The organism is Corallococcus exercitus (genome assembly GCF_003611585.1).
GTDB lineage: Bacteria > Myxococcota > Myxococcia > Myxococcales > Myxococcaceae > Corallococcus > Corallococcus exercitus.
Genome location: NZ_RAVW01000012.1, coordinates 38,865 through 51,968, shown reverse-complemented (window position 1 = coordinate 51,968; position 13,104 = coordinate 38,865). Strand labels below are relative to the sequence as shown.

Annotated in this window: 6 protein-coding genes and 1 pseudogene; 6 read left to right on the top strand and 1 reads right to left on the bottom strand. The window is 71.8% G+C overall.

The genetic code is table 11. The features are described 5' to 3' along the window. A pseudogene (locus D7W79_RS43485) lies at positions 1-969 on the top strand (hypothetical protein); the annotation flags it as partial. 4 nt (positions 970-973) lie between these two features. Here D7W79_RS43485 and D7W79_RS02955 read toward each other — a convergent pair. Beyond that, a complete protein-coding gene (locus tag D7W79_RS02955) occupies positions 974-1,843 on the bottom strand; it encodes a PorV/PorQ family protein (protein ID WP_120523803.1) in 870 nt (289 codons plus the stop codon). Positions 1,844-1,903: 60 nt separating this feature from the next. Between D7W79_RS02955 and galU the strand changes: the two genes are divergently transcribed. The 5 genes from galU to D7W79_RS02930 all read left to right on the top strand — a co-directional run bounded on the left by galU (position 1,904) and on the right by D7W79_RS02930 (position 13,095). Continuing rightward, complete coding sequence (gene galU / locus D7W79_RS02950; protein ID WP_120523802.1) at positions 1,904-2,809, top strand: UTP--glucose-1-phosphate uridylyltransferase GalU; 906 nt, start codon at positions 1,904-1,906, stop codon at positions 2,807-2,809. Next, the gene (locus tag D7W79_RS02945; protein ID WP_120523801.1) at positions 2,806-3,558 is read left to right on the top strand and encodes a hypothetical protein; all 753 of its coding nucleotides are present in this window, start codon (positions 2,806-2,808) and stop codon (positions 3,556-3,558) included. Before galU ends, D7W79_RS02945 begins: the two co-directional genes overlap by 4 nt. 101 nt (positions 3,559-3,659) lie before the next feature. Next, positions 3,660-4,268, top strand: a complete 609-nt coding sequence (locus tag D7W79_RS02940; RefSeq protein WP_120523800.1) for a glutathione S-transferase family protein — start codon at positions 3,660-3,662, stop codon at positions 4,266-4,268. Positions 4,269-4,454: 186 nt separating this feature from the next. Further along, positions 4,455-6,848, top strand: coding sequence for a replication restart helicase PriA (gene priA / locus D7W79_RS02935; RefSeq protein WP_120523799.1), 2,394 nt, complete (start codon positions 4,455-4,457; stop codon positions 6,846-6,848). A 16-nt stretch (positions 6,849-6,864) separates the two neighbouring features. After that, positions 6,865-13,095, top strand: a complete 6,231-nt coding sequence (locus tag D7W79_RS02930) for a response regulator receiver protein (RefSeq protein ID WP_120523798.1) — start codon at positions 6,865-6,867, stop codon at positions 13,093-13,095. Positions 13,096-13,104 lie beyond the last annotated feature (9 nt).

Below are 13,104 nucleotides of genomic sequence, written 5' to 3'. Positions count from 1 at the left end.
CTCCCGGACGCCGCGCCCCCCGCCGAGGCCACCTCCGCGGAGCCCATCGTCTTCAAGCTCGTGCGCGAGCGTCCGCTGGACCCGAAGCCCTACCGCGGCCTCGTGGACCACTTCGACCAGCGCGGCGACGTCACCCGCGCCGCGCTCATGCGCGAGCTCGCGGACGCCCTGGAAGGCCGCGACGTCCCCGCGCCCCGCGTCCAGCGCGGCCCCCTCTCCAACCAGGAGCGCGCCGGCCTGCGCCACCCGGGCCTGCGCACCCCGTCCGGTGAGCTGCTCGCGTGCGTGGGCATCGCGCTGTGCCGGCTGTTCCCGTCACCCGCGCGCATCGCCAGCACCTCGGAGCCCCTGCGCGCGTCCGCGGGCCCGGGCGCCACCGCCATCCTGGACGCGCTGCACACCACCGCGCGCCTCCTGGGCGTGCCGCTGCCGGAGCTCGTCGCGGGCGACGACGACACCGCCAACATCACCCCGCTGCACACCTCCGCCCCGCGCCTCGTCGTGGGCCGGCTCCTCGTGCAGCAGCCCCCCACGAACGCGGAGCTGCGCTTCCACGCCGGCCGCGCGCTGTTCTCCCTGTCGCCGGACCTGCTCGCCCTGCGCGCCCTGCGCAAGGACCACCTGCTGCGCGCGCTGGCGCTGCTGTCCTCCGTCCTCAAGAACCCCAAGGACGCCGGCGACGACGCCCGCGTGGTGCGCGAGTCCCTGTCCCCCAGGGGCCTGGAGCGCGCCGCCCTCCTGATGGAGCCCGGCACCCGCGACTTCGACGCGAGCCTGCTGGTGGCCGCCGCGCGCGACTCCGCCAACCGCGCGGGGCTCGTCGCCTGCGGAGGCCCCGGGCCCGCGCTCACCGCCCTGCGCGCCCGCCGCCCCCACGACTCGGAGCTGGAGGAGCTGGTCCGCTTCGCCGCCTCCGAGCGCTACCTCGCGCTGCGGGACGCCGCCGAAGCCGGCCGCACCGGCCGCTGACGCTTCAGTTCGCGAGGATCCGCAGCGTGAGCGCCAGCACGCGCCCGTTCAGCCCGCCCAGGTCGTGCTGGTACGCCAGGTCCACGCCGCCGCCTCCGGGCGACATGAAGCCCGCGCCCACCGTCAGGCGCGACACCTTCTGGAAGCCGTCGTACGTGTAGCCCACGCGCAGCGGAACCGTCTGGTCCAGGATGTACTCCGCGCCGGTGTTGTACGTGAGCACCGTCGAGTCGCGCGTCTCGAAGTCCGCGCGCATGTCGAACGCCACCACCACCGCCGGCCCCACGTAGGCCGCGTGCGCGGAGAAGTAGCGCGTCAGCTCCACGTTCTCCGTGTCGATGAGGTTGTGCCCCGACACGCCCAGCGTCAGCTGCTCGCTCAGCCGCACGAGCAGGCCCGCGTCCAGCGTGATGGAGTTGGCGAAGCGCGACTGGCCATTCAGCCGCAGGTAGTGCCCCGACAGGCCGATGAGCAGCGACTGGCTCAGCGGCAGCGCCGCGCCCAGGGTGCTCAGGTTCGAGTTCGTCCGCGCCCCGCCGCGCCCCAGGGACAGCCAGTGGTAGTCCACGCCCAGCGCCAGCCGGCCGCTGCTGGAGTCCGCCAGGCTGATGCCCAGGTAGCCTTCCTTGTTGCGCGGGTCGTACGCGCCCGTGCCCTCGATGCGGTAGGCCGGGAACAGCGCCATCGCCGCCGGGTTGCCCAGGAGTGAATCCGCCCCCAGGCCGGTGGCCCGGTAGGCGCTGCCCATGCCCAGGGCCCGGGCACTGGCGACGTTGCGCAGCTCCTCGGCGGGTTCGCTGGTGGCGGCCCGGGCGGCGAAGGGGACCACGGACAGCGTCAAGGAGAGCGCGGCAACGATGGCACGGAGCGGCATGGCGCCGGGGAATCTATCCGGCTTGCTGGGGTTCTGGGCCACCAATAGATTCCCCGCCCCATGTCCTCCACCGACACGAAGGCAGCGAAGCTCATTCGCAAGTGCGTCATTCCCGCGGCCGGCCTGGGCACCCGTTTCCTCCCGGCCACCAAGGCCGTGCCCAAGGAAATGCTGCCCATCGTCGACACGCCCACCCTCCAGTACATCGTGGAGGAGGCCGTCGCCGCGGGCATCGAGGACGTGGTCGTCATCAACGGCCGCGGCAAGTCCGCCATCGAGGACCACTTCGACATCGGCTTCGAGCTGGAGACCACGATGCGCGCCCGCGGCAAGACGGCGGAAGCCGACAAGCTGCGCGCCATCGCGAACCTGGTCCGCATCGTCAGCGTCCGCCAGAAGGAGCCGCTGGGCCTGGGCCACGCGGTGCTGTGCGCCAGGAGCGTCATCGGCAACGAGCCCTTCGGCGTCCTCTTGGGCGACGACATGATCGACTCGCCGGAGGAGCCCGGCATCGGCCAGCTCGCGCGCATCTACCAGCAGCACCAGAAGGCCGTCATCGCGCTGATGGAGGTCCCCGACAGCGAGACGCACCTGTACGGCATCGCCGCCGGCAAGGACCTGGGCAACGGCGTCATTCAAATCGACCACGTGGTGGAGAAGCCCAAGAAGGGCACCGCGCCGTCGAACCTGGCCGTGATTGGCCGCTACGTGCTGCCCCCGTCCATCTTCCCCATCCTGGAGAAGCAGACCACGGGCGTGGGCGGCGAAATCCAGCTCACGGACGGCCTGGCCACGCTCCAGAAGACCGAAGGTCTGCTGGGCTACAAGTTCCAGGGCCAGCGCTACGACGCCGGTGACAAGGTGGGTTACCTCAAGGCGAACATCGCCTATGCGCTCAAGCGCCCCGACCTGCGCGGAGGCCTCATGGAGTACCTGCGCGAGGTCGTCAAGACGGAGAAGCCGTGAAGCGTCTCATCGCCGTATCCGCCGTCCTCGTTTCCCTCGCCGCCGGGGCCTACGTGCTGCCCGGTGGCTCCATCCTCCGGCGCATGGCCACCGCGCGGGAGGAGAAGCACCTGTCCGCCTTCCGCGTGGAGGGCTCCGTCATCTTCTCCTCCTCGGGCGTGGCGGAGGCCGGGGCCGCCCTCAACGTCCCCACCGACCGCCCGGAGCTCCAGGGGGACGGCGTGCTGTCCGTGAAGATTCCGGGCCGCTGCCGCTTCGACGCGAGCTCGCCCGACAGCAGCCTCAAGGCCGCCACCGTGCAGGTGTCCGGCAAGAAGCGCGTGGAGGGCAAGGAAATGCCCGCCGTCTCCGTGCTCGTGGCCCAGGTGTGCGCCATCCTCGCGCAGGACGCGGGCAGCGTGCAGGACACCAAGCTCGCCCAGGAGGCGTACCTCCAGGGGCTGGGCGTCAACACGAAGGTCACGTCGCTCGCGCGCTTCGGCGGCGAGGTGGCCTATGTCCTGGGTGACCCGGCGGAGGGCAAGCCCCAGTTCTGGGTCTACAAGGACGCCTTCCGGCCCGCGCGCCTGCGCTACACGGACGCGTCCGGGGCGGCCTGGGACGTGCGCTTCGTGGACTACGCCTCTCCGTCCACCGGGGACTGGATGCCCCGCACGGTGGAGGTGTGGAAGGCCGGCCAGCGCGTGCTGCGCTTCACCGCCCTCAAGGCGGACAACCGCTCGGCCGTGTCGGACACGCTCTTCAAGTAGCGGCCGTTCCGAATCGCTTGCGATGGGCGGGACTCACGGTGAAAGTCCCGCCCGTTCCAGGACCGGGATTTTCCCGGCCCCGTGGCGCGGAGGCGATTCGCATGAAGCTCTATGGCAACCCGATGAGCACGTGTACCCGCAAGGTCCTCACCGTCCTGGCGGAGAAGGGCCGCGAGGTCGAGTTCATCAACATCGACCTGATGAAGGGCGAGCAGAAGACGCCCGCGCACCTGGCCCGCCAGCCCTTTGGCGTGGTGCCCGTGCTGGAGCTGGACGACGGCTTCATGATGTACGAGTCGCGCGCCATCAGCCGCTTCCTGGACCGCACCCTGCCGGGCACCCAGCTGACGCCCGCGGACCCCAAGGGCTATGCGCTGATGGAGCAGTTCATGGGCGTGGAGCAGTCCTACTTCTCCGGCCCGGCCATGAAGGTCGTCATGGAGCGCTTCCGGGGCACCAACAACGAGCAGAACATCGCCCAGGGCCGCGAGGGCGTGAAGCACCCCCTGGAGGTCATCGACGCGGCGCTGGCGAAGCGGCCGTACCTCGCGGGCAATGACTTCACGCTCGCGGAGGTCACCTGGGCGCCGTACATGGAGTACCTCTTCGCCGTGGGCGAGAAGGACCTCGTCGCCCCGCACAAGAACGTGATGGCCTGGTGGGAGCGCGTGTCCAGCCGCCCGTCCGTGAAGAAGGCCTTCGGCAAGTAGCCGCACGCACGCCTCCTTCCTTCCGCGCCTCTCACAGGCGACGCCGGGCCTCTTCCGCCCCCCGATTTCCTGGGGCCGGGAGGGGCCCTTCGTGCTTCCGGGGACCGGGGATGTCAGACGCTCCGGGCACAGTGGATCCCGGGTGCAGGACGGTGGCGGGCGGGACTTGGCGGCAAGAGGTCGGTCATGGAGCAAGAGCACTTCGCGCTGGGTGGTTTTCCGCAGGGACCGGGGGAGGCCCCCTCTCGGGGTGCCATCCCCTTGCGGACGCGGCGTACGGAAGTGGGACGGGAACTGTCGCAGCGGGAGCCCGCCGCTACAGTGCGCCCCGTCGTGAGCGCCACCCCTGCCCAACTTGCGTCCGTCGCCGTGGGCCGTCCCGTGCGCGGGGAGTTCACCTACCTGGTGCCGGAGGCGCTCGGGGACAAGCTGGCCCCGGGGCAGCGCGTGCTGGTGCCCTTTGGCCGGGGCATGGCGCTGGGCTTCTACCTGGGGCCCGCGAACGCGCCGGTGGAAGGCGGCGTGCGGCTCAAGCCCATCCAGCGCGTGCTGGAGGACTCGCCGTCCCTGCCCAAGGACCTCATCGCGCTCCTGCGCTTCACCGCCGAGCACTACCGCTATCCGCTGGGCGAGGTGATCCGCGGCGCGCTGCCGCCGGGCCTCTCCACCGCGGTGGATGAGAAGGAAGCGAAGCCGGACATCCAGTTCTTCGTGGAGGCGCTCGTCACGGAGGTGCCGCCGCAGCTGGCCCGCGCCCCGGCCCAGGCCGCCGTGCTCCAGTACCTCCTGGCGGTGGGCGGACGCGCGCCGCTGGACGAGGTGACGCACGCCATCCCCGGTGCTCGCGAGACGCTGAAGAAGCTGGCGACGCGCAAGTTCGTGAAGTGGGTGGAGGTGACGCTGCAGGCCGGCGTGCGCGAGGGGCTGGTGCAGAACCGCCCGGACCGCCTCACCCCGGAGCAGGCCCTGGCGGTGAAGGAGCTCCAGGGCGCCGTCGACGTGGGCGGCTTCCAGCCGTACCTCCTGCACGGCGTCACCGGCAGCGGCAAGACGGAGGTGTACCTGCGCGCGGTGGAGCACACGCTCGCGCGCGGCCTGGGCAGCCTGGTGCTGGTGCCCGAAATCGCGCTGACGCCGCAGCTGGTGGGGCGCTTCCGCAGCCGCTTCGGTGGTGACGTGGCGGTGCTGCACTCGGGGCTGAAGGACCGCGAGCGGCTGTTCCACTGGCAGGCGCTGCGCAAGGGCACGGTGAAGATCGCCGTGGGCGTGCGCTCGGCGGTGTTCGCACCGGTGGAGCACCTGGGGCTCATCGTCGTGGACGAGGAGCACGACCCGTCCTTCAAGCAGGACGAGAAGCTGCGCTACCAGGCCCGCGACCTGGCCGTGGTGCGCGGCAAGCAGGCCGGTGCGGTGGTGGTGCTGGGCTCCGCCACGCCGTCGCTGGAGACGCTCCAGAACACGCGCTCCGGCCGCTACAAGCTCGTCGAGCTGAAGAACCGCGTGGATGACCGGCCCATGCCGTCCATCAGCCTGGTGGACCTGCGCGTGGAGCGTCCGCGCGAGGGCCAGGTGACGGAAGAGGCGCCCATCCTGAGCCCGCAGATGCTCCAGGCCATGGAGGAGACGGTGGCCAAGGGGCAGCAGGTCATCCTGTTCCTCAACCGCCGCGGCCACAGCACCATCCTGCTGTGCGAGGTGTGCGGCCTGTCGCTCAAGTGCCACGACTGCGACGTGTGCATGACGCACCACCGGTCGCAGAACCGGGTGGTGTGCCACTACTGCGGCGTGGCGTTCCCGGTGCCGGACCGCTGCCGCGAGTGCACCGGCCCGCTGCTCAAGCTGGGCATCGGCACGGAGCGAGTGGAGGCGGAGGTCCTGGAGCGGATGCCGCACGCACGCGTGGCGCGGCTGGACCGGGACTCCGCGACGAGCGCGGAGAAGCTGACGGAGCTGCTGGCGTCGTTCGCGCGGCGGGAGCTGGACGTGCTGGTGGGCACGCAGATGGTGGCCAAGGGGCACGACTTCCCGGGCGTGACGCTGGTGTGCGTGGTGATGGCGGACACGTCCCTGGCCATCCCGGACTTCCGGGCCGCCGAGCGGACCTTCCACCTGCTGACCCAGGTGGCGGGGCGCGCGGGTCGCGGCAAGGACCCGGGCCGGGTGCTGGTGCAGACCTACAACCCGGACGCGGAGCCGGTGAAGCGGGTGCTGGCGCACGACTTCGACGGGTTCTCCAAGCAGGAGCTGGAGTGGCGCAAGGCGCTGGCCTATCCGCCCTTCGCGCGCATGGCGGCCGTCCGGCTGGAGGGCGAGCACCCCGAGCAGACCGCGGGTGTGGCCCGCTTCCTGGGGAACCTGGTGGGGCGCCACATGCCGCCGGCCTCGGCGGGGGTGCGCCTGTTGGGGCCGGCCCTGGCCCCGATTGCCCGAATCCGGGGCAAGACGCGCTGGCAGCTGCTCTTGAAGGCGCCGACGCATTCTGCGCTCGCCCCATTGCTCGCCCGCCTGGAGGCGGCGTTGCCGGATGTTCCGAATGGGGTGAAGGTCGTCATCGACGTGGATCCCGGGGCCATGCTGTAGACTCCCCGGCTCCCCCATGGGCGCCTCGGTCCTCCTCGTACACGACGACATCGCCACCATCGCCGCCGTCCGGCGACTGCTGTCCCGCGAAGGGCACGAGGTCATTCTCGCCACCTCCGCCGCGGACGCGCTCATCGCCTTCGGGCATCACCTGCCGGAGCTCATCGTGCTCGCGCCGGGCGTGGAGAGCGGCCGCGGGCGCGTGGTGCTGGAGGAGCTGGTGCAGCACCCGGAGGGCCACAAGGCCCGGGTGCTGCTGCTGAGCGAGGCCATCGAGGGCTTCAGCGCTCCGGTGGCGCCGCTGCCCCTGGACGGTCCCAGCTTCGTGACGCTGGTGGACACGTTGATCCGCGCCCCGGCGGAGGCGGACGGCTGGCGCGTGGTGGAGAACCGCACGCTGCAGGAGCCGGCGAAGGGGAGCGGCCCGGGGACGGACGAGGCGTGGCATGCGACGGCGCCGCACGCGGTGGGCGGAGACCCCGCGCTGGCCAACGCGCTGTTCGGCGACCTGGCGCCGCTGAACCAGACGGACTGGGAAGTGGCGGCGATGACGCGCGAGGAGCGCAGCGCGCACGCCGTTCACCAGCAGCGCGAGCGCAGCACCCACCTGGCGATGAACGCCGCGCTGGAAGAGGCGCACCTGGAGGTGGAGTCGGAGGCGATGGCGTCCATCGACTCGGCGCTCTCGGTGGGCACGAAGTCCGAGTGGCCGGCGGGGGAGGGCGACTCCGGGGAGGCGTGGGGCGAGCAGGATCCGGACGCGAACATCGGCGACGAGTGGGACGCGGAGCCGCCGAACGCGGAAGCGGCGGCCGAGGGCCGTTCGCCGGAAGCGCGCACCACGCTGCGCTTCCCGTTCCCGAACGAGGAGGGCGCGGAAGAAACGCCGCCGGAGGGTCGGCTCGCGTTCCGTGAGGAGCGGCTCACCCCGCCGGGACTGAAGCCGGTGAAGGCCGCGCCGAAGCTGGGCGACGAGGGGTTCTTCGACGTCGAGTCGGACGAGGACGGAGGGGCCGCGAAGGCAGCGGAGCCGGAGGGCGCGGCGCCGCTGGCCTGGAAGGAGCTGGAGCCGGATCCGGAGCTGGAGGCGCGTCCTTCGCCGGGCGGCGTGGGGGACTCCGACGAGACGGACTTCGGTTCGGTCGCGGCGGACGTGGCGGCGGAGGAGCGGGCTGCCGCCGCGGCTGTCGCGGCCGGGGCGGATTCGGAAGAGGCCGCGTCTTCTTCTTCGGAGCCGACCGAGGAGGAGCTGGCGGCGGCGGGCCTGTCGAACTGGGACGTGCTGGAGCAGGAGCTCAAGGCCTCCGCGGATGCGCGCGAGCGGGACGAGGAGTCCTCCGATGCCGCCGCGAAGTCGGTGGGCGCGGACTGGTTCGACTCCGAGACCGTCGAGGACGCGAAGGACGAGGGTTCCAAGCCCCTCCAGTGGTCGGATCCTGCGGGCGGTGACGGCGCGCGTCCGGGGGGAGAAGCGAAGGGATCGCGTCCGGACGAAGCGAAGGCATCACGTCCGGACGAAGCGAAGGCATCACGTCCGGACGAAGCGAAGGCATCACGTCCGGACGAAGCAACGGCGTCGCGCAATGACGGAACCCCGGACAGCGCGGCGCCCCGAGTGACCACCGAGCGACCGCTGCGTGTCGCGGCCCGTGTGCCGCTGCGCTCGTCGAGCAAGTCCCCTGTGGGCGTGGGCGTGGGCGTGGTCGCGGGCCCGAGCGATGTGGCCGGCGCGGGTGGCGGCACCGCGGCTCTGAGCGACAAGTCCGGAGTGGGCGGTGCGGTGGCAAGCAGCACCGCCACGCGTCCGGAGAATCCGCCCAGTGCAGGCGATACGGCCAGTGCCAGGGGCTCCTCGTCGCGGCTGAACGACGCACGCGCCCCTGGTGCCGGTACCCCCGCGCACCCGGGCGACACGGCCGAAGCGGACGATGCCGTGAAGCCAGACGGCTCCTCCGTGCGTCTGAGCGAAGGTGCCACGTCGGAGCCCACGGCTCGGCTGGAGGTCCAGGCACCGTCGTCGCCGATGTTGGTGCCAGGCGGCCTGCAACGGGCGAACAAGACGCGCACCCAGGAACAGGAGGCCCCCGCTCCAGTGCACAAGGACGCGGTCGAGCCGCCGTCGGACCTGGCCGCGGAGCTGGAATCGCTGCGTGAGGAACTCGCGCTGGCCTACGCCGCCATCGAGGAGGCGGAGACCCGCGCCGCGGAAGCGGAAGCCCTGGCCGAATCCGAGCAGTCGCTCCGCGTCGAGCTGGAAGAGCGCGTGGCGGGCGAAGCGCGAGCGCGGGAAGACGCCCTTCTCGAAGCGAACGCGGAGGTCGAGGCCCGGAGCGCCGTGGAGGTGCGGGCCGTAGAGGAGGTCCACGCCCGCGCGCGTGCCGAGTCCCTGCTGAAGCAGGCGTCGGAGGCCCACGCGGACTCGGAAGTCCGGGCCGTGTCGGCGACGCAGGCCCTCGCGGAGGTCGAAGCCCGGCTCGCCTCCGAGGCCGGAAGCCGCGTGGATGCCGAGTCCCGGGCGGATGCCGAGGAACGCGCCCGTCGTGAAGCCGAAGCCCTCGCGGAGATGGTGAGGCTCGAGCTTGCCGAGCTCGAGAAGCGCATCGCCACGGAGGTCCAGGCGCGCGAGGAGGCCGAGCTCCGAGCCCGCCAGGAAGCCCAGACGCGCGAAGAGGCCGAAGCCCGCGCCGAGCTGGAGCAGGCCGCGCGCACGGACGTGGAAGCGCGGCTGGAGGCCGAGATCGAAGCCCGGCTCGCGGCCGAAGCCCGGGCCCGCGAGGCCGCGAGTCAGCGAGAGGAATCCGACTCCGAGCGGACAGAGAGCCGCGACGGTGAGGCCGCCGCAATCCGTTCGGACCTGGAGGCCCGGCGTGCCGAGGCAGAGGCTCGCGCCGAGGCAGAGGCGAAGGCCCGGACCGCCGCCGAAGCGAAGGTGAAGCACTCCGCGCAGGCGCTGGCGCTGGTGGAGGTGCGAGCGCACCAGCTGGCCCAGTCGCTGGCCGAGTCCGAAGCGAGGTCGAAGCAGTCCGCGCAGGCGCTGGCCCAGGCGGAGGCGCGGGCCCAGCAGGCCACGCAGGCGCTGGCGCAATCCGAGGCGAAGGCGAAGCAGTCCGCGCAGGCCCTGGCGCAGGTGGAGGCCCGGGCGCAGCAACTGGCGCAGGTGCTGCTTCAGGGCGAAGCCAAGGCAAGGCAGTCCACCCAGTCGGTGAGCCAGGCCGAAAGCCGCGCCACGCAAGCAGAAGAGGCCCGCGCGGCCGCTGAAGCCACCGCGGAACGAAACGCCGAACGCGTGGCCGAGGCGGAAGCCCGGGCCGCGAAGGCCGAGGAGGCCCTGGCCGAAGCCCAGGCCCGAGCGGAAGAGGCCGAAGCGGCGACGAAGCAGACCGAGGCACGGTTCGCGGAGACCCTGAGCCAGGCCAACGCGCGGATGGAGCAGCTCAAGCAGGCCCGCCAGCGAGCCGAAGCCAAGGCCGCGCAGCCCGCCGAAGCCCTGCTCCAGGCGGAAGCCCACGTGGAGCAGCTGACGCAGGCCCTGGCGCGGACCGAAGCCCGCGTGAAGGAACTGTCGGAGGCCGTGAAGCGCGCCGAAGCGCGAGCCACCGAAGCCGAACAAGCCCGCGACGTCAACGCCGAGCAGCTCAAGCAGCTCCAGGTCGAAGCCAGGAAGACCGCCGAGCAGTTGAAGCAAGCAAGGACCGAAGCGGAGACGCAAGCGGATCAATTCAGCCAGGTCCAGGCCGACGCGGAGACGCACACCGAACAGCTGAAGCACGCTCAGTCCGAAGCGAAGAAGACCGCCGAGCAGTTGAAGCAGGCGAGGGCTGAAGCCGCGGCCCGCGAGGAACTGCTCACCCATGCGCAGGCGGAAGCGGAGACGCGCGCCGAGCAACTGAAGCAGGCGCAGGCCGAAGCAGCGGCCCGCGAGGAACTGCTCACCCAGGCGCAGGCCGAAGCGGAGACGCGCGCTGAGCAACTGAAGCAAGCGCAGGTCGAAGCAGAGGCCCGCGAGGAAAGGCTCAAGCAGCTTGAGGCCGAAGCAGCGGCCCGCGAGGAAAAGCTCAAGCAGCTTGAGGCCGAAGCAGCAGCCCGCGAGGAGCTACTCACTCAGGCTCAAGCCGAAGCGGACGCTCGCGCCAAGCGGCTGACGCAAGATCAGGCAGAGACAGAGGCTCGCGAGGAAAAGCTCAAGCAGCTTGAGGCCGAGGCAGAGGCTCGCGAGGAAAAGCTCAAGCGGCTTGAGGCCGAGGCATCGGCGCGCGAAGAACAGCTCAAGCAGTCCCAGGTGGAAACAGAGGCCCACGAGGAACTGCTCGCCCAGGCTCAGGCCGAGGCGGAGACGCGCGCCAGGCAGCTGGAGCAGGCCCAGGCCGAAGCAGAGGCCCGCGAGGAGAAACTCAAGCAGGCCCAGGCCGAAGCAGAGGCCCGCGAGGAGAAACTCAAGCAGGCCCAGGCCGAAGCGAAGCAGACCGCCGAGCAATTGAAGCAGGCACGGGCCGAAGCAGAGGCTCGCGCGGAGCAGCTCCAGCAGCTCCAGTCCGACTCGGGCGACCGCGCGGATCAATTCACGCAGGTTCAGGCCGAGGCGGCGAAGACCGCTGGCCAGCTCAAGCAGGCCCAGGCCGAAGCAGAGGCCCTCGCCCAGGCCCGCACCGAAGCCGAGGCGCGCATCGCGCAGCTCACGCAGGAGCTGGCGCAGGCCGAACAGGCCCGCACCGAAGCGGAGGCGACCGCCGAGCAGCAGCTCCAGGCCCGCACCGCCGCGGAATCCCGCGCCCTCCAGGCCGAGCAGAAGTCCGCCGAATCCACCGCCAAGGCCACGTCTGAAGGCCGCCTGCGCACCGTGCTGGAAGTCCGCCTCGACTCCGAAGCCCGCGCCCGCCAGGACCTCGAAGCCCGCATCGAAACCGAGGCCCAGGCCCGCACCGCCGCCGAAGCCCGCCTCGCCGCTGAAACCCAGGCCCGCACCGAAGCCGAAGCACGCGCCCGAACCGAAGCCACGGACCTCACGCAGGCCCGAGACACCCTGCAAGCGCAGCTCGAACAGCTCCGCGAGGAGCTCACCCGCGAGCGCGAAGCCCGCACCCGGCTCGAAGCCGAAGCCGTCGAACAGCGCCTCCAGGCCGAACGCGAGCGCGAGCAACTCGAAGCCCGAGCGCAGCGCGACGCGGAAGAAGCCGTGGCCCAGGCGCGCGCGACCCTCATCCCCCTCGAATCGCCCGGCCGTCCGGAGATGGCGGTGGCCCGCAGCGGCAGCCTCACGCAGGAGGGCCTCGCACGCCTCGTCCTGCGCCTGTGCGACGCGCGCATGGAAGTGCGCCTCGAGCTCAAGGTGATGAACGCCCTGCGCGTCCTCTGGCTGCGCGACGGAGCCCTGGTCGGCGCCGCATCCTCCGCGCAGGGCGAATCCCTCATCGACCGAGCCCGCGCGGATGGCCTCATCGACGCGCGCCAGGAAGCTGAGCTCCGGCTCGTGCGCAGCGCCACCACTGGCACGCTCCTGGAAGCCCTGCGAGGCCGCGGCTACGTGCGCGAAGCCGAATCCGTCCCGCTGGTGCAGCGCTACACCGAACAGGTCTTCCTGGACGCGCTCGCCGAACCGTCCACGCTCTACCGCCTGGTGCCAGAGCCCGCGCCCCACGAGGTCGCGCTCGCCGCCGCCACGCGCCCGCCGCTGCACCTGCTCGCGGAAGGGCTGCGCAACACGCTCACCGCCGAATCGCTCCTCGACGCCGCCGGCTCCCTGCGAGCCACGGTCTCCCGAGGCGATGCGCACATGGCCCCCACGGACTTCGGCCTCTCCGCCCGCGAGCTCCAGCTCCTGCAGGCCGTGGACGGCGAACGCACGCTGGAGTCGCTGCTCCTGGGCGCGGGGCTGCCGCAGGACGGCGCGCTCAAGACGCTCGCGGTGGCGCGGGCGTTGGGGCTCATCGCCCTGCACCCACCCTCCGAGGACGCCCAGGGCGACCTGCCACCGGAGCTGGACGTGCACCGCCTGGAAGCCAAGTTCGAGGAGATCCAGGACGCGGACTACTTCACCGTGCTGGGGCTCGCGCGCTCGGCTGGCAGCGAGGAGGTCAAGCGGGCATACGCACTGCTCGCCGCCGAGTTCCACCCGCTGCGCTTCGCGGGCCATCCGGACCCCGCGCTCCAGCACCGGGCGCAGCAGATTCGCGCGGTGTTGACGGAGGCCGCGCGGGCCCTGGGAGACGACCGGCTGCGGGGCGAGTACGCCCGTAATCTGCTCGACTGATGCCCGGTG